Annotated in this window: 13 protein-coding genes; 4 read left to right on the plus strand and 9 right to left on the minus strand. The window is 43.7% G+C overall.

Annotation, left to right across the window (positions count from 1 at the left end; all coding sequences use genetic code 11):
* Positions 1-28: 28 nt before the first annotated feature.
* The 7 genes from DW039_RS01310 to DW039_RS01340 form a co-directional block, all read right to left on the minus strand.
* Complete coding sequence (locus tag DW039_RS01310) at positions 29-3,388, minus strand: TonB-dependent receptor (RefSeq protein ID WP_120381584.1); 3,360 nt, start codon at positions 3,386-3,388, stop codon at positions 29-31.
* Between the two features lie 46 nt (positions 3,389-3,434).
* Positions 3,435-3,950: a sigma-70 family RNA polymerase sigma factor gene (locus tag DW039_RS01315; RefSeq protein WP_120381585.1), complete on the minus strand. Its 516-nt coding sequence runs from the start codon at positions 3,948-3,950 to the stop codon at positions 3,435-3,437.
* A gap of 194 nt (positions 3,951-4,144) precedes the next feature.
* Positions 4,145-5,272: an ATP-binding protein gene (locus DW039_RS01320; protein WP_120381586.1), complete on the minus strand. Its 1,128-nt coding sequence runs from the start codon at positions 5,270-5,272 to the stop codon at positions 4,145-4,147.
* A gap of 119 nt (positions 5,273-5,391) precedes the next feature.
* The gene (locus DW039_RS01325) at positions 5,392-8,196 is read right to left on the minus strand and encodes a two-component regulator propeller domain-containing protein (protein WP_120381587.1); all 2,805 of its coding nucleotides are present in this window, start codon (positions 8,194-8,196) and stop codon (positions 5,392-5,394) included.
* Between the two features lie 91 nt (positions 8,197-8,287).
* Positions 8,288-11,029, minus strand: a complete 2,742-nt coding sequence (locus DW039_RS01330) for a heparinase II/III family protein (protein ID WP_120381588.1) — start codon at positions 11,027-11,029, stop codon at positions 8,288-8,290.
* Between the two features lie 88 nt (positions 11,030-11,117).
* Positions 11,118-12,977, minus strand: coding sequence for an SLC13 family permease (locus DW039_RS01335; RefSeq protein ID WP_005832990.1), 1,860 nt, complete (start codon positions 12,975-12,977; stop codon positions 11,118-11,120).
* Positions 12,978-13,055: 78 nt separating this feature from the next.
* Positions 13,056-13,331, minus strand: coding sequence for a putative quinol monooxygenase (locus tag DW039_RS01340; RefSeq protein WP_005826936.1), 276 nt, complete (start codon positions 13,329-13,331; stop codon positions 13,056-13,058).
* Between the two features lie 166 nt (positions 13,332-13,497).
* On the opposite strand from DW039_RS01340, the gene DW039_RS01345 reads away from it, so the two are divergent.
* Positions 13,498-13,791, plus strand: a complete 294-nt coding sequence (locus tag DW039_RS01345) for a YtxH domain-containing protein (RefSeq protein ID WP_005826938.1) — start codon at positions 13,498-13,500, stop codon at positions 13,789-13,791.
* 169 nt (positions 13,792-13,960) lie between these two features.
* Here DW039_RS01345 and DW039_RS01350 read toward each other — a convergent pair whose 3' ends face one another.
* Entirely contained in the window at positions 13,961-14,311 is a 351-nt protein-coding gene (locus DW039_RS01350; RefSeq protein ID WP_005832992.1) for a helix-turn-helix domain-containing protein, read from the minus strand.
* Between the two features lie 213 nt (positions 14,312-14,524).
* Between DW039_RS01350 and ung the strand changes: the two genes are divergently transcribed.
* Positions 14,525-15,187, plus strand: a complete 663-nt coding sequence (gene ung, locus DW039_RS01355; RefSeq protein ID WP_120381589.1) for a uracil-DNA glycosylase — start codon at positions 14,525-14,527, stop codon at positions 15,185-15,187.
* A gap of 4 nt (positions 15,188-15,191) precedes the next feature.
* Here ung and DW039_RS01360 read toward each other — a convergent pair whose 3' ends face one another.
* Positions 15,192-15,899, minus strand: coding sequence for a TIGR02757 family protein (locus DW039_RS01360; protein WP_120381590.1), 708 nt, complete (start codon positions 15,897-15,899; stop codon positions 15,192-15,194).
* A 195-nt stretch (positions 15,900-16,094) separates the two neighbouring features.
* Here DW039_RS01360 and DW039_RS01370 point away from each other — a divergent pair, with 195 nt between their 5' ends.
* On the plus strand, positions 16,095-16,952 hold the full coding sequence (locus DW039_RS01370; protein ID WP_034529538.1) for a GyrI-like domain-containing protein: 858 nt from the start codon (positions 16,095-16,097) through the stop codon (positions 16,950-16,952).
* Positions 16,953-17,294: 342 nt separating this feature from the next.
* Positions 17,295-18,191, plus strand: coding sequence for a DMT family transporter (locus DW039_RS01375; RefSeq protein ID WP_120381591.1), 897 nt, complete (start codon positions 17,295-17,297; stop codon positions 18,189-18,191).
* Position 18,192 lies beyond the last annotated feature (1 nt).

Raw genomic sequence — 18,192 nt, forward strand, 5'->3', positions numbered from 1 at the left:
TTCGCAAATTTTATTGATTAATATTTCTTTAAAATGTGACATCCAGTCCAAGTGTCCAACTACGATTAAAAGGTAATGAAGTGTTAGAAGCTCCACTTTTTTCTGGGTCATACCCATCCGTCAGACCAGTAATTTCAGCTACATTATCCCCCGAGAAGTAAAAACGAATCTTCTCAATGTTCCATTTGCTGGTAATAGATTTAGGTAGAGTATATCCCACTGTAATGTTTTTCAGACGTGCATACCATGCATTTTGTATGGAAGAGTCATTGTTATTTACATTCCAGTCATTTTTATTGTTTTCCAAAGAAAGGCGCGCATATTCCGCATCTTGATTATCCCAAGTCCAAGTGTCCAAATGGCTGGTCAGAATGTTGTTGTAACTACGATAGAATGCACATTTGTTTAAATTCGTAGCTTGTGTACCGTTTACACCACGCATCATATACCGGCGTCCCACTCCCTGAATAAACATAGAGACATCAAAGCCTTTCCATTTGGCACCTAAATTGGTTCCAAAAATATAATGCGGATCTGTATCACCATAATAATAGACATCACCAGAACCTGTATTTCCTTTACCATTGGTAGAATCATTGCCAGGATCAAGAATCAGTACTTTCTTGCGATCGCCAGGTCTAAGATGCAATTTTTCGTCCGACTGTGGAACCTTTCCCAAGGCATTACCACCAGTACAATTGGCATATTGTTCGTAATAAGCTGCAATTTCCTCATACGATGAAAAATAACCGTCTGTCTTATACACAAAAAGCGAATTCATGGGGTATCCCTCGCGTACCTTTACATATCCGGCAGTCCAAGTGTCCGTACCACTATAATCAGTCACCATAGACTTGGCATCCGACAAGGATGCACCTATCCAATATTGCACTTCACCGATTTTGTCATTCCAATTCAACTGAAATTCCCATCCCCTTACACGTAACTGTGCATTATTGGTCGCAGGGGCTGTTGCTCCCAATACATCAGGGTAAGTTAAAGAGACCAACATTCCTTTATTGGTTTTCTGATACCAGTCAAAACTGCCCGAAAGACGATTATTGAAGACAGAGAAATCAACGCCGATATTAAAATTGTGAAGTTTCTCCCAAGTACGTGAATAATCGGTCATTGAGGCAAGGTAAGCTGTACCAGCTAATCCTGTATTAAAGTAATAAGTACCCGTAGTTGTCATGCTGGACAAATAGTCGTAGTTTCCCAGACTGGAAACCGCTCCACCGGTCATACCGTATGAAACACGGAATTTCAAGTTATCTAACCATTTTGCATGCTCCTTAATAAATTTCTCTTCTGAAACACGCCATCCAATGCTGCCTGCGCCAAAATTGCTCCAACGGTAGTCTGGATGAAATTTAGAGGTCCCGTCACGTCTGCCTAAAAATTCAATCATATACTTACCTGCATAGTTATAGTTCAAACGAGCAAAATAAGAAACGTAGCCATTTTGGTTGGAACCACCACTAATACTCTGATTGGCAGCAGCTGAAGAACCCGTATTTAGATCAGTCAAACCATCATACAGTAAATTTGTACGTTTAGCCGTTACATTCTTATATGTTCTTCTCTCAGCATTGGCTCCAATCATAGCAGATACATTATGTATATCAGCAAATGTATGTGTATAGTCGGCTTGCAACTGATAGTTTTCATAAAATGTCCTCTGAATACGTTCTTGAACATAAGAGTTTGTGCCAGTATTAAACGCATTTTTGGTAGTTACGTCCTTATCCCAATAGCCCACATAATAAGTGGTCTTGGTTTCTGTTTGCACATTGTTATTCTTGATGAACGACATCATACCAGTCAATTTGAAATCTTTCGTCAGTTGTGCCATCAAAGTGTTTGAATAGCGCATCGTTTCAAACTCCTGTGTGTTTTTTCCAGCTCCTTTCATTGTTGATAATGGTGAACGCCCACACATATAAAAATCATAAAAATCACCATTGGGAGTATACCCAGGAGAACACGGAGCATCGTACATACCCGAGTTATTTCCATCCAAACCATCTCGAGGTCCTTCCACATAGCGATTATTATAGGACATGTTTGTATTTAAAGTCAACCATTTAGTCAGATCAAAATCAACATTAAGGTGCGCATTATATTTCTTTGCACCATCATATACCGCTGTGATGACAGAACGATCGTTAGCATAACCGATAGAAGCCATCCAGCGAGTACGTTCACTTGCCCCCGAAATACCTAAGTTGTGTTGGGTCGACAAAGTGGTTCCATAAATCATATCCAACCAATTGTTAGAAGCATAGTGATGCAATACACCGTTACCATCAGTATAATCAAATTCCTTTCCAATAGCCATTTGGTCAATTAAAAGCATCACATCACTAAATGCATTACTGGGATTATTGGCTTTTGGAATACTATTACCAGCAGCATCCACCAAGATATTATTCCAAATCTGTCCGTTAACCGAACGCTGAACGCATTTCTCTCCATTGGGAAAGCTGCTATCTGCTACTACATAGTCCTGGTATGAAGCATCTATATAGGCTGTGGCCCATTCCTTCATGCCTGCAAGTGGAAGCATGTTAGCAGTGGTATTTGCTGTAACCATACCATTATAAGTTATTTTAATCTTGTCACCCTTCTTACCTTTCTTGGTAGTCACCAGAATAACACCGCCAGCAGCACGCGAACCATAAATAGCAGCAGAGGCATCCTTCAATACGGAAACATTTTCAATGTCATTTGGATTCAGCGCACTAAATTCCGTATTGCTAATAGCCGGTACACCATCAATAATAATCAGGGGTTCTACATTATTGACGGAAGAAGCGCCACGAAGTTGTATAGACATGTTCTCATTTCCGGGACGGGCAGCTGTTCGAGTAATGGTAAGTCCTGGAATCTGTCCTTGTAAACCTATCGCCGTATTAGAAATTGGCCGACTTTCCAAAACATCCCCACCTACTGATGCTACCGCTCCCGTCAACGTTGCCTTTTTTTGTGTACCATAACCTACTACTACTACTTCGTCTAGCATCTCAGAATCTTCCTGCAGCACAATTTTGAGATTATTTTTTCCATTAACAGCAATCTCTTGAGTTTTAAACCCCACAAATGATATTATCAAAGTAGCCTTAGGAGATGCATTAACTGCAAAATTACCATTAATATCTGTAATCATGCCTGTTCCTGTACCTTTTACAGAAATAGTAGCACCAATAACCGGTTCACCAAAAGCATCCACTACTTGCCCCTTTATCGTACCGTTCTGTGCAACTACTTGCATCGCAGTACTATCTGCAGCAAAAGCAGCCTGCGGACTCCCCGCCAACAAAGCCGATACCACTGCCGCCGAGAATAAAATTCTTCTCGATGAGAACTTTAGAAATTCATTCTTCATAAATTTATAAATTTAAAATTAACACTATATTATTATCAATACCTAATTAGATACATTGCTTCAAGTATTCGCGCACCTCTTTACGGCTGATGAAAAGATGGTTCTCCACCGTGCGGCGCGAAATATTCAATTCTTCCGAAATATCTGTGACAGACTTGTCTTCAAAACGGTTCATGACATAAATCTTACGACGCTGCGACGGAAGAAGTTCTACCCGCCGTTTCTCGCAAGCCAGTAAATCAGCGGCTACCACACAAGACTCCACCTCATTATGACTAACCTCCGTCCTATCATACATATAAGAGGTAATCTCTTGTTTCTTATAATAGCGACGCAAATAGTCGTTCACCAAGTTACGCGAAATGGTATAAATGAAAAACTTGACAGTATCGGGACGGAGCATTTGTTTATAGTCCATCAGACGGACAAATACATCTTGGGAAAGATCTTCCGCCTCTTCCTTATTATTCACCTTATTATATATATACAGGTAAACCGAAAAATGATAACGCTCATAAGAATCAGCTATCAATTGGGGGGATGTCATCATGCAGTTTTCCATAATAAGTTAGATTACGATTCATGTTTTCCGTTCGATTGAACAATGCAAAAATAACTTCTATTTCAATAAAAACAGCACTTCTGAAGGGCATACAAATCTCAACTAATACGGTTAGACTAAAAACAAAGAAAGTCGCTAATATATAGCGACTTAAGAATATGAGACTCACAGTATCAATTAATAATTTGAGACTATTACAGTAAAAACATCTCCATATTGGCAGGGGTGACAACCGTAAAACTACTTTCCGGATAGGCTTCTACAAACTGCTTGGGATATTTGTATTTGGCGAGAGGATTCCATTTGAACTCAAAGGTGGAGATTCTGCCATCCTCTTCTTCGATATAGTCGATTTCCTTCTGCTGCTGAGTGCGCCAAAACCAGTAATTACAATAACTGCCGGAATAAGCATTCCGCTTCAAACGCTCCGAAATGATGAAGTTTTCCCATAAAGCTCCGGCTTCTTCATGGGTACGGCTCTCAAGCATAGAGAAATTAGCCAATACCGCGTTGCGGATTCCGTTATCATAAAAATAAATCTTCCGGCTAACTTTCAACTCATTACGCAGGTTTCTGGCAAAAGAATTCAAACGGAAGATTACATAATTCTTCTCAAGAACATCAATATATCTGTCCACTGTCTTAGTATCCAGCCCCACCAACTGCCCTACTTCACTATATGACACCTGCGAACCAATCTGCAATGCCAATGCCTGCAACAGTTTCACCAGCTTGTCCGGTTTTCCTATCGAATCCAAAGTAAGGATATCCTTATAAAGATAACTATCTGCCAACTCTTTCAGAATCAGCTTTTCATCTCCTTGATTGGTCACAACTTCAGGATAATAACCATACACCAATCTATGAGGAATCATCCGCTTCTCTTCCAACAAGTTGGTATGCTCCACCAACTCGCCAAATGACAATGGATACATCTTATACTCCCGTTTCCTCCCCGTAAGCGGTTCATTCAGTTTGGAAGCCAATTCAAAAGACGAACTTCCGGTTGCGATGAGTTGGACCTCCTTTATCTGGTCAGTGATGAGTTTCAATTTTACTCCTACATCAGCAATGCGCTGCGCCTCATCAATAATCACATATTTCTTCTTACCAATGATTGCCCTTAAACGAGTAGAAGTAACATTGGCAAACAACTCTTGTACATCCGGTTCATCCCCATTCAACCACAATGCATCTTGTGACGCTCCAAACATCTCATGCAGCAAGGTAGACTTACCTACTTGCCGAGGCCCCATGATAATGACGGCCTTTTCAGAGCCAATCATTCCCTCTATTTTCTGCCTCAATATTCGTTCTATCATAATCCTAAAGAATTTGGTCAAGGACAAAGATACAACTATCAAAAGACAAAATCCACAAATCTTATAAAATTCGCGGATTCAATTCCACAAATATTATAAAATTCATGGGAAGCAGCATGTCAGTCGGACAATGATTTGTTGTTCCCTCCTATGCTTCGGATATATTCATTCGGAGTAATTCCCGTAGCTTTCTTGAAATAACGGAAGAAAGAAGCGCGGGAACTGAAGCCACAAAGTTCGGCAAGGGCACTCAGCGTATATTTGGAATACTCTTCCGTATTGACTAAACGTTTAAACTCGGCAATGCGGTAATCGTTGATATAATCATAATAATTGCGTTCCAAGTATTGATTGAAAAGATAAGAAAGCGTATGGGCAGACGTATCAATGGCAGCAGCCAAATCGGCTATCTTCAAATCAGAATGCTTATAAAGCTTGTCTTTATGCATGATTTTTTCCAGCTTGTCCGTCAGTCGCTTGCACTCTTCCGAGCTGACCTTTACGCTCTTATACTTTTCTTCGGATGCCGATTTTGTCTCCACCGCAACAGATTGTTCTTCTCTCACAACCTGTACCTGCTCAGGGGCTTGTCTTTTTCCACGCCCAAAGAAATAATAGCCTCCACCGGCCAACAGTACTACTACAACAATCCCCCAAGCAAGCCAACCACTGAAAACAGAAGCGATTTCCACCTTCAGCAGAGTTTCCGAATCCGGTTCCCCCATACGGCGCACCTTAAACACATAAGAACCGGAAGGCAAATCATAATAGGTCACTTCCGAACGCCCTGTAATTGCTATCCAACCGTCATCCCTACCCTCCAACTGGTATTCATAGGACATAAAAGCAGGAGAAGTATAGGAAAAGTCGGAAAAACAGAAAGTGACATTTTTCTCCGAAGGCTCCAACCCGATTCTCGAAATACCACTTCCAACGGTGACCATCGGATAAGTAGACGGCTTGCCATTGATATGCACATCGGTTACCTTGACCGGATAAAAATCATGCTTCTTCTGATTCATGTGAGCAACATCCAAAGAGACCAATCCTTTAGAATTTCCAAACCAGATATTCCCTTCCGCGTCACAAACCGGTGGGCATAGGGTAAAAATGGAACTCGGAATACCGTCTACAAAGTTATAAGGGATAAAATTGTCATTCTTGTCATAATGGAATAAGCCGTCACTCGTCCCCATCCACAGCCATTTTTTACGATCTTCTATAATGAACATCCCGTCTCGCCCCTCCAAAGGAGTACCGGGATGCAAACGCCAGAAGCTGTTCATAGACAAATCGGATATGAACAGAGAGCCTTTGTCCGGAAAAAAATAAAGATTATGCCCGGAGTCCTCATAAACGACCCTGATTTTCTCCTTATGGATAAATCCCTCAGGAAATATATCCGTACGAAGCTTTTCAGAAGAAGGGTCCCAGATACATACGCCATTTTCCGTACAAATCCATCCTTTACGGGTAGAGTCAAAATATATTTCGTAGACATTGCCTTCAGGAAGCCTGGAATTGGAACTGGTATAGTGAGCCACCTGCCTGCCGTCTTTATAACAATAAACGCCTTGAGAAGTTCCTATCCATAAATTTCCTTCCGCATCCTGCTTGATACAGAAGATATGTCCTTTTACAAAAGGTTGCTGTTCACCGTCAGGCGCAAAGTCACGTATGGTCAACCTTTCCGGATTGAAGATGTACATTCCTCCGCCGTAAGTTCCTACATAATATTCTCCTTCATAAAATAAAATACAGAATATCATGCCGGAGCGCATTTCGGGTGACTGGAAACTTTTGAAACGATTCCTTTTCTCATCAATATAGAATAAGCCGTCACGCGAACCTACCAGCTTTTCATGCCCATTGATGGCAAGGGCACGGATAGGCATGTCTCTGGAATTGAAATAAGGAGGGAAAGCATAAGTAGTAAACAAATCACTCTGATATAAAGTATAATCAAGTCCCAACTGGTAGAACCCTATCCAAATCATTCCGTTCCGGTCTACCAAAAGCGAATAAACGGAATTGGAACGCAAGCTTTCATTGTCACCCGTCTCATGCCGCATGGTACGGACCACCTTCCGCCGGTCTGTGGCTATGAAATGCACTCCATTGCCATCCGTTCCTACATACAACATATTTTTGCCGTCGCTGGAAAGGGAAGAGATGATGTTGCACCCCACCTCCACAAAATGCTCAAATTCTCCGGAACGGGTGTCAAAGGAAATAATCCCTTGGTCCATAGTACCCAGATAAATGGTAGAACCGATACGGGTGATATTGTTAAAAGCACACACATGCTTGCCGTCTTTTACATTATGATAGGCTTTCACTTTTCTGTCGGACAATCGTAACGAATACAGTCCCTTCTCGGTTGCCATCCATAGCATGCCCTGCTCATCCAATGAAAGTCCGGTTACAACATTCGAAGCAGAAAGGGCATTTTTATCCAGTAATATTTGCTCCAAGTTTCCTTTCTTGTATAAAAAGAGCCCTTTCGCACTACCGATATAGAGTGTCCCTTTTCCATCATGAAGCAAAGAGTGGACTGCACAATTTATCATATCGGGGACAATAAGTTCCAAAGCATCCAATTCTTTGTTCAAACGCCACAATCCCATGCCATTCCCCATCCACAATTGGTTATCTTCCATTTCGGCAATAACATTGACACGTTTCAATTTCTCATTGGAACCGGTTATCGGATAGTGTTTGATATGGCTTCCGTCAAAACGCTCCAAAGAATTACCCGTACCTATCCAGACAAATCCCAAAGAGTCTTTATAAATGGCATTGACCAGCAAATCAGACAGTCCGTCGGATACCGACAAGCCACGCAAGGTATATGTACTTGGATAGGCCCATGCACAGAACATTAACAAGTGAAAAAGAAAAATGTATTTTATTATGTTTTTCATTACACTGTAGTCTTTACTCTATGGTGCAAATATAACGAAAAACATCAACTGTATAGCTACCTCAAGCTTAAAAATAGAGGGAATGATATAACTATCTTCCCAAATATTCCAATCCTTTTGTAGCCTTAGCTTTGTATGTCTGTCCCTTTATTGTAATCGTACAATCGGCAGAGGCTTCATAATACCACCCATCCAGTTGATGTTCCAACAAAACATTTGCAGTTTTTTCAGATTTTATAGTAACCCGAGGAGTTTGCAGCAAAGTACCGTTTCCCAAAAACAATGTAGTTTCTTTTCCCGCCTTGTTTCCGCATAAAGCATAAACAGCTTTTGCCTTCATATCCCCCATGCCGCAAAGGTGCGACGTGTTGTCTGAGGATAAAATACAATCCTTACGACCATTCCTCTGTTCAACGCAAACTGCGACATGGCTCCCTTTGTCCTTACATTCCACCTCCGGAAAAGTGACAGACTCAATCTGTCCCGGTTCGTTTACCGAAGACGGCTCATAGATTGCCACAAACGGACGGCTCCATGCCTCTCCTGACTGTCTGGCAACAAATGTCAGGGTAGGCTGTTCCTTGATATTATAGGGCATCCCCGGAGTACGGCTATAACCTTCAGTCATGGGAGACAAAGCGGTAAAGACTTTACGGCCTTTTTCCCCTTTCATCCACAAGTTCATGGAAATATCATCTCCGTCTTTCATGTCGATAGTGAAAGAGGCCTTTACATCCTTAGCCGTCTGCACTGCTTTCTTGTTGTAGATATAAGAATAGGCATACAAATGTGCGCCGGCAAAAGAGAGTTCTTCGGTAGGCTGTAACCCCAAATCGGTACCGTCTGTACCGGTCAGTGAAAGCGTCTGCCCAAGATTGTGATAAAAATAATCATGCATTTTGTCTCCACCCTGCACTTTACGGCTACGGAATATGTCAACATAGTAACCGGTTTCCGGTCCCGTGGTGACGATGCTCGTCAAACGGGTCTGGTCGGCACAACTCTCCGGTTCGCGGAAGTAAACTTCACTATATGTAATCGGATAAAATATTCCTTTCTTTGATACCGGTGCCGGAAAGCAAGAGTTCACACGGAAAGCATGGTTGCTCTTCATTACCGGATAGCTCGATATACCGTCTACACAAACCGTATTATGACTGGGAAACTGGGAATAATATTCCAAGTAATCCAATCCGCTATACGAATATAACCCAATACCGGCATCGGGACTCAAAACATAGCCTTTGCCATAAAGTTCCATAGAGATTCCGTTGGCGTGCATGTGATTGCCTTCACTGCCATTCAGCGATACCATAAGGCTGTGGCGTGGATGCATCCCGTTGCGCTGCACCAACCATGACACATTCGGAGCATAGAACAACGGTGATACATAATCTTCTATCTTGCCAGCCTTAATATCAGGATTCAGCACCAATGGTTTATCGTCAAAAAAAGAATTGATGGAGACACGGGCATTCTGTTTTCCGTTCGCCTCACCCATATCCGGCTTCAAGCACTTCAACAAAGCCGTGAAATAATCCTCCTGCTCTTTCTTGCCATTGACCTGGGCATTCTCTATCATACGGATTATTGGAGAAGTATTCAAATAACCGGGATGGGTATCACCAAATCCGCATATCATCCGGTTGGGGAACAGATATTGGGGAGTAGCGGCTACTGCTTTCGGAATAACCGGCAAATCCAGAGTCAAATCATATCCCAAATTACGGTCGAACAGATTGGTGAAGTTGGCATAGTCATTAAGTACAACACCACTGTAACCGGGACACTCCGCCCAAATACCGGTATTTGAGTCATAGCCATAATCCGCCAGTTTCTTCAGGCTCCATTGACGGATACTGGAACGGTTGAGCACATAATCAATGTAGTACTCACGCCCCTTACCGTCGGCATAACATCTATTATCTTCCAAAATCATGCCAATGTCCATGACATAACGCGCCTGCATCAGGTTCCAGTTGTTATGAGGCACTCCGTTTGCTATGATATTGTCTGCCCATTTCTTGAAAGCTCCGGCATAGATTTCCAGTTTATCGGCATAATTGCTATGTAAATAGCCGTAAAGAAAATCATAAAGAGGAACTATATCTTTAAGAATATCTTCGTGGATTACCTCGAAAGAAGTCATGCCCACCAAAGTTTGCTGGTGCCCATGATTCAGGTCAACGGGGACATTCCGATAATAGATGCCCTGCATGTAGGTATCAAAAACTCCGGCTGCCAATTTTGCATATTTCTCATCATCCGTCAGCCAGTAAAGGAAAGCTGCATCACGGGCAATGCCCATAATTTCACGGTTCAGGCTTTCTATGTTACGACCGGTTTTGGAAGGGTGCACACTTTCCATGGGGCGTCCCGGCAAAGAGTTGTTGCAAAACGTAACATTGCCACCGGCGTCATCGTAAGGAACGACATCTTCCAACTTCGGACGACTGTGTGTAGCAAAGGTCCCTCGTGTCCCCGTATAGCGTACGGTTGGAACTGGAGCTTTTTCTCCACCGGCATAATCAAAGGTTTCACCTTTTACATATACATCCGTGGCATGCGATTCCCAATACATGGCAAGTCGCGAAAGCAACCATTCCGGCTGTGCTTCTGTCAACCGGACATAAACATCCGTCTTGCTTTTCAGCTTTCCGAACACTTCTTCCGCCCACGGTTCATTACTTATCAACTTCAAAGTAGTCTCTTTTCCACCGGCATCAGTCAGATAACGCGGATGCCCTTGGGGAAGATTCATAGACAGAGTGTTGAGCTGTGCCTGCAATAATACAGAAAAGAAAATTGCCATTAATAAAAGAATCTTTTTCATAGTATCTATCTTTTTTCCTTTTAATACGTACAATCTCCTCTTTACACTCAACCAATAAGTGTGTTTTTTCCAATTAATAAGAATATATCTAAAAAGGAAACAGCAACGGCAACACAAATACCATCACCACTCCCATAATAATCTGCAACGGGAGCCCCACTTTTATATAATCCATGAATGTATATTGTCCTGCCGGCATCACCAGTGCATTGGGCGGTGTAGAGAACGGAGAAGCGAAACACATGCTTGCCGCAACCGTCACGGCAAACAAGAACGGAACGGGACTTACTCCAATCTGAATCGCACTTTGAAGAGCAATAGGGGCCATCAGCACTGCCGTCACCGTATTGCTGATGAACATGGTCATCAATGAAGTGGTGAAATAGATACCTGCCATCAACACAATAGGACCATAACTGCCCAATCCGCTCACAAGACTGTTGGATATATATTCCGAGGCACCGGTTTTTTCGAGTGCAAGAGACATGGGGAGCATGGCTGCAAAGAGTACAATTGTTTCCCAGTTTATCGTTTTATAGGCGGCTTCCACATTCCTGAAACATCCCGTCAGCACCATCAGCAAGCCGGCAATCATCACCGCTGTCACCGGGGCCACGGGAATAAAGTCGAAGACCATCATGGCAACCATCAGCACCATGATAGCGGCAGCTATGGGCGCTTTATAATCCAGCGTCACTTTGGCAGCTTCTGCCAAAGGCTGCCCCAATACCACCCAATCGGAATCTTCCCTGCTTATCCGTGCGATGTCCTGCCACGCACCCTGCACCAGCAAAACATCGCCACTATGCATACGCTCACGTCCCAATTCACGTAATATATATTCCTTCTTACGACGGATGCCCAATACATTTACATTAAATTTATCACGGAACCCCGCTTCCTTCACCGTCCGGTTCACGATATTGGAAGAAGGCATCAACACGATTTCGGCAATTCCGATGTCATAAAAGTCAAGGGACTTGTCGGCTTTGGAGGCTTCTTCAGTGGTATGCCCGTCGAGCATTTCCATTAAAAAGTCTTCAGCAAAACGATTTACGTTCGACACCTCTCCCGTAATGTAAAGCACGTCGCCCACCCAAATAGTCGTATCGGGTGATGCCAATTTCTGGGTAATAGTTTTCAGGAATCTATGTTGGGAAGAGTCTACACGCCGTACTTCAATGATATTCAGACCATACTTGCGGCGTACATCCAGGTCTATGATGGTTTTTCCTATCAGACGGGAGTCATTGACAGCCCTCAAACGGAACAGGTTGCTGGAAAGTCCGTACTCCTGTACCAGTTGGTCCAATGATTTACCCGACAATGTTCCGTCATTCTTTTTGCCTTTCTTGGAGAGAAACCATTTGGTCAGAGGCATTAAAACCAAAGTTCCCACTATCACGCACACAATGCCCACCGGCAAGAAGGAGAAGAAAGACAGCGGTTCAAAGCCCGCTCCCGTCAATGTATTCTGAATGACCAAGTTAGGAGGCGTACCGATAAGTGTCATCATACCGCCCATGCTGCTGGCAAAAGCCAAAGGCATCAATAGACGGCTAGGATTCATTCCGGCACTCAGTGCCAAGCTCACCACGATAGGCAGCATCAAAGCCACCGTTCCCGTATTGCTCACAAAAGCACCAATGGCAGAGGTAACCAGCATAACCAGCAAGAAGAGTTTCAGCTCGCTTTTGCCTGCCAGCTTTAAAATGCGCGAACTTATCATTTTAGCCAGCCCGGTCTGAAAAATGGCGCCGCCCACAACGAACAAGCCCACCATCATAATCACCACCGAGTTGGAGAAGCCGGAAAGGGCCTCTTCAGGAGTAAGAATCTGAAATATCAATAAACCAATCAGCGCACAAAGCGCCACAATGTCCGAACGGACTTTGCCTGCTACAAAAAAGGCAGCGGAGAGAACAAGGATAATAAGGGTAATCAGCATAAATATGTATATTAAGAATGCACAAATATACTTATTTACGCATGATCACACAACCCCTTACTACCTCAAATTACTGATTCAGAACTCGAATTTTTCCAACTTCATGGCAGCCAGCCCCTGGATTTTGGGCACCAGGGCCACAAAATGGTCTGCTTTTTCATGGGCAGACAATGACTCTGCATCTTTCCATGTTTCACAAATCATAAGAACATCGCTGCGAGTGGCGCTCTCAAACACATCATAAGCAATGCATCCATTGTCCTTCAAGGAATATGCGACCAGTTCTTTGGCAGATTCCAATACTGCGGCACGGTTCTCCGCACTTACCTGAATAAAAACATTTAATCTAATCATACTTGTATAAATTTTAAGTGCATCGCAAATTTAAGCAGAATAAATATCTCCACCAACAAAAGTAAATTGTTATTAATTCCTTTCCCGCCGGATGAACCAATCTTTGGCAAGTATGTTGTCTCATCAGAATTGATTCTAACTTTAACTATTAAAAACTGACTTGATTATGAAATGTAAAGATTCTAATTTCTGGATCGGACTGGGAATAGGTTCGGTTGCCGGTGCATTGGCCTACCACTTCTCCCGTACGGAGAAAGCTAAAAAGTTGGAAGATGCCATATGCCGTGCCATCCACAAAGCAAATGGCGAAGCCAAGGAGTTCATCAACACTGCTGAAGAAGAAGCATTGCACGTTGGCACCAAAGTAGCAGACAAGATGGCCCATGAGGCCCATGAGGCCGCAGAGAAAGCTGACAATCTGAAAAACAAGGTTCACAATTTTGCCGATGCTAAGAAATAAAACAAGCACTTGGAAACTTCTGAAGGGGTGTGTCAAAATTCACCACAGATTACACGGATTAACACAGAATGAGCTTAATCTACTGATAGTCAAAGATACTTATCTGTGCAAATCTGTGTAATCTGTGGTGAATACCAGTTTCGACACACCCTCTTTGCATATCGACCCATCAGTTCTGCAGACTGCGCCGATTCAAAATATCATTCATATGCTCCAATGCCCATCCTACCAAAGATTCAATATGCGGCATCAGGCTACATCCGATTTCTGTAAGGTTATACTCCACACGGGGAGGAACTTCCGCATAGACTTTCCTGACAATCAGCCCGTCCGTCTCCAATGAGCGCAATGTAACCGTCAGCATCCGCTGGGAAATATCCCCTATGGTTTTCTGTATATCGCAAAAACGCATCGTTCCATTCGCTTTCAGTGTGACCAGCACAAGCATTGTCCATTTGTCTCCCAACCTGCTCAGTACATCCCGTACCGGACAAGCATCCATACGATGAAAATTTTCCATTCCTTTATTTTACCAATCAGTTCAACCTCAGCAATGGCGACTCTATGCTTAGTGTCCGGCATTGCACCACAAAAGTAATAAACTTACTCAAAATAACTATCGTTTCATACGATAATTAAAACATTCTTTATACTCGTAAATGCATCTGCCTCATCCGGATTATTTGTATTTTTGCAACATCGTTTCCTATTCATATGTAACTGCAAGACTCTTATGAACGTAAAAATAGAAGAAAGCTGGAGAAAACGCCTACAAGAGGAGTTTGACAAACCTTATTTTGAGAAGCTGGTAGCATTTGTAAAAAGTGAGTATGGACATGCCAACGTGCTACCTCCCGGCCATCAAATTTTCCACGTCTTCAACTCTTGCCCGTTCGAGAAAGTGAAAGTCGTCATCCTCGGACAAGACCCTTATCCTAATCCCGGTCAGTATTATGGAGTCTGCTTTTCCGTACCGAAAGGAGTAGCCATTCCCGGTTCTCTGGCAAACATATTCAAGGAAATACATCAGGACCTGGGAAAGCCCATTCCGACTTCCGGAAATCTGGACCGTTGGGTAGCGCAAGGCGTGTTTCCTATGAATTCCGTCCTCACAGTACGTGCCCACGAAACCGGCTCGCACCGGAACATGGGATGGGAAATCTTCACAGACGCTGTTATCAAGAAACTGAGTGATGAACGGGAGAATCTTGTATTCATGCTTTGGGGAGCATACGCCAAAGAAAAAGCCGCTTTAATCAATAGCAGCAGACACTTGATTCTGACTACCGTCCATCCGTCCCCACGTTCTGCCGAATACGGATTCTTCGGTTGCAGGCACTTCAGCAAAGCCAACGATTTCTTACAAAGCAGAGGGATACAAGAAATAGACTGGTAACGCGCTACAATACTCCGCTGACTCCGCTTCCAAACAAAGCAAAGTCCCCCAGGCACGGGTCGTCCGGAAAGGCCTCTGCCAGAGCTTCAGTAATCCGGCGGGCATTCTTCAAAGAAAATGTTTCTGTCTCGGTGAGTCCCAAAGTATAGGCCACACGGCAGACATGCGTGTCCAAAGGCACAATCAGGTCCCTGCAATCAAATCTCTCCCAAATACCAAAATCCACTTCCGGACCTTTCCTTATCATCCAGCGCAAAAACATGTTCAGTTTCTTTTGGGGACTCTTCGCCGAGACTTCCAAAAATGCACATAACCTTTCCATCGGATTACCGGCATACGTACATAAGGCATCCTCCAGACTGTCAAAAGCAGAATAAGCTGCATGCAAACGCCTGAAATAGGAATGAAAGTCAGCATAAGAAAGCATTCGGTAAAAACTGCTTCTGTCCGTAGCAGGGAAGTCGTTCTTCCATCGGCAGGACAACACGTATTGATGAGGCGATGCCCCCATCACCCTATGCAACTCATCAGCCTTTTTCAATATCTGTTTACGGTTGCCGAAACTCATGATGGCAGTCAGCAACCCACTGATTTCAATATCCTGCTTCCGTTCATAGCGATGTGGAAACTGTACGGGGTCGTTCTGAATGAAGCCGGCGCAATGATAGGCCGCCGCCCACTCCCAAAGTTGTATTTTAATCTCCTCGGTCATCTGCAAGCATTTGTTCTTTTCATCTAAAATGCAAAGATATTGCAAATTGAGTGCAGAACTTTCATGCTTGCACGAAAAAGTTGTGCCGGAATACAGCTTATCTTATTTTAAAGATATTGCATTTATAGCAACATCGGACAAGTAACCTATTTCTTTTCCTCCTATTTTTGCAACATGAAAAAGCCCAATAGAGCCATGCAGCAGAAAAAGACAACCCAGGAGGAATACCAAAAGTGTGTGAACGCAGTAGTGGATTATATAAATCTGCACCTCGGAGAAGAAATTGACCTGAAATCTTTGGCCAGGATTTCCCATTTCTCTCCCTTCTACTTCCACCGCATCATGAAAGCTTTCCTGGGTGAACCCGTCGGTACGTTCATTGTCCGGACGCGTACCGAAGCCGCTGCCCGGTTGCTTCGTTACTCGGACATGCCGATAGCGGACATAGCCTACCGTATAGGCTACTCTTCGCCTTCGTCACTGTCGAAAGTATTCAAGCAGTTCTACGGCATTTCACCATTAGAATACCGTAACAATAAAAACTTTGTAATTATGAAACCAGCCATTATTCGTCCGGAACTGGAACTGAAACACGAAATCAAAGAAGTTCCTGCCCGAAATGTGATTTACATCCGCCTCTTTGGCGACTATAAACTGAACGACTATTGCAGCGCATGGATGCGCCTTTGCCAGTTCATCCAGGAAGAAAAACTGCCTATGGGAGAAGTGATGCCCTACTGTATCTATCACGATGACCCCAAAGTGACACCCGCTGAAAAGCTGCGTACCGATGTATGTATGGTCCTACCCTCATTTGCAACGGCCAAAGGAGACATAGGATTTAAACAGCTCGCGGCAGGCCGCTATGCCATATTCCTATACAAAGGTCCATACGAACATCTGCAGGCCGTATACGATACCATCTACGGGAAGTATATCCCCGAAATGGAATGTAGCTTACGGGATGAGTCCAGTGCGGAACGTTACCTGAACAACCCCGCAGATACGGCGCCGGAGGAACTGTTGACAGAGATTTATATTCCGGTAGAGTAGGCAAACTGTTCTGCCGGAGCTATCAGACTTTCTCCCCGGAAGAGTTTAGGAGCCAGACAGCGAACAAGTATTCGTTCCTCCATGGAGTAAAAATCGTTCCACCATGGTGGAACGATTTTTACTCCGCGGTGGAATGATTTTTACCTCATGATGGAACGAATAAATATCAGGCAAGCCGGTCGATACTATATTAGATACCCATATCTATACTGTATTGTAAAAAAGGGACACTCCCTTGTCTGTATGCTTGTTTTTATTCATTAATTTTGCACGACGCAATGCGAATCAAGCAATTGACGCAAACAGATAATTTTAAAATCTCCATTAAAATCAAGATAAAAAATGCAAAATGTTTCCATAAAAGGGTTTATATATGCGGCTCTCTCCTCTGCCACCTTCGGGCTGGCTCCTTTCTTCACCATTTCATTACTCCTTGCGGGCTTCTCCTCTTTCGAAGTATTGGCCTACCGATGGGGAATAGCTTCACTTACCTTGGTCGTTTTCGGCATTATGCTGGGCGAGACATTCCGCATCAGCAGGAAAGACTGGGGAACGGTGTTCATCCTCAGCCTGCTCCGAGCAGCTACCTCCTTCAGTCTGGTCATCGCCTATCAGAACATATCCAGCGGAGTGGCATCCACCATTCATTTCATGTATCCGCTGGCCGTGGCACTGGCCATGATGGGCTTTTTCGGAGAAAAGAGGTCATTCGCCATTCTGTTTGCCGTGTTGGTGTCACTAAGCGGAGCTGGACTTTTGTCATCCGGCAAAATAGACTTTGAAGGAGGAAACACGACCATCGGGCTGATTGCCGCCGGTCTGTCCGTATTCTTTTATGGAGGATATATCGTAGGAGTAAGGAAGAGCCGTGCCGTGCAGATTCCCTCCACTGCATTGACATGCTACGTAATGGGGCTGGGAGCCTTGTTCTTTATTATAGGAGGATATCTGACCGGAGGCATCCGGCTGGCCAATGATACCCACACATGGCTGAATATTCTCGGACTGGCGCTGCCGGCAACAGCCATATCCAACATCACCCTGGTAAAAGCCATTAAACACATCGGCCCTACACTGACTTCCATTTTCGGGGCCTTGGAACCTCTAACAGCCGTAGTTTTCGGTTGCCTGATATTCAATGAAAGCTTCACACCGGCCAGCGTCGTCGGCATGGCGCTGATAATAACGGCCGTTACAGTTGTGGTGGTACACGAAAAGAAAAAGGAGAGCCAGAGTTGAT

The organism is Bacteroides sp. AF39-16AC (assembly GCF_003602735.1).
GTDB lineage: Bacteria > Bacteroidota > Bacteroidia > Bacteroidales > Bacteroidaceae > Bacteroides > Bacteroides uniformis.

Bases quoted from the DNA above. Each gene is read 5' to 3' on its own strand.
- DW039_RS01310 (WP_120381584.1), bottom strand. From the start codon at position 3,388: ATGAAGAATGAATTTCTAAAGTTCTCATCGAGAAGAATTTTATTCTCG.
- DW039_RS01315 (WP_120381585.1), bottom strand. From the start codon at position 3,950: ATGGAAAACTGCATGATGACATCCCCCCAATTGATAGCTGATTCTTAT.
- DW039_RS01320 (WP_120381586.1), bottom strand. From the start codon at position 5,272: ATGATAGAACGAATATTGAGGCAGAAAATAGAGGGAATGATTGGCTCT.
- DW039_RS01325 (WP_120381587.1), bottom strand. From the start codon at position 8,196: ATGAAAAACATAATAAAATACATTTTTCTTTTTCACTTGTTAATGTTC.
- DW039_RS01330 (WP_120381588.1), bottom strand. From the start codon at position 11,029: ATGAAAAAGATTCTTTTATTAATGGCAATTTTCTTTTCTGTATTATTG.
- DW039_RS01335 (WP_005832990.1), bottom strand. From the start codon at position 12,977: ATGCTGATTACCCTTATTATCCTTGTTCTCTCCGCTGCCTTTTTTGTA.
- DW039_RS01340 (WP_005826936.1), bottom strand. From the start codon at position 13,331: ATGATTAGATTAAATGTTTTTATTCAGGTAAGTGCGGAGAACCGTGCC.
- DW039_RS01345 (WP_005826938.1), top strand. From the start codon at position 13,498: ATGAAATGTAAAGATTCTAATTTCTGGATCGGACTGGGAATAGGTTCG.
- DW039_RS01350 (WP_005832992.1), bottom strand. From the start codon at position 14,311: ATGGAAAATTTTCATCGTATGGATGCTTGTCCGGTACGGGATGTACTG.
- ung (WP_120381589.1), top strand. From the start codon at position 14,525: ATGAACGTAAAAATAGAAGAAAGCTGGAGAAAACGCCTACAAGAGGAG.
- DW039_RS01360 (WP_120381590.1), bottom strand. From the start codon at position 15,899: ATGACCGAGGAGATTAAAATACAACTTTGGGAGTGGGCGGCGGCCTAT.
- DW039_RS01370 (WP_034529538.1), top strand. From the start codon at position 16,095: ATGCAGCAGAAAAAGACAACCCAGGAGGAATACCAAAAGTGTGTGAAC.
- DW039_RS01375 (WP_120381591.1), top strand. From the start codon at position 17,295: ATGCAAAATGTTTCCATAAAAGGGTTTATATATGCGGCTCTCTCCTCT.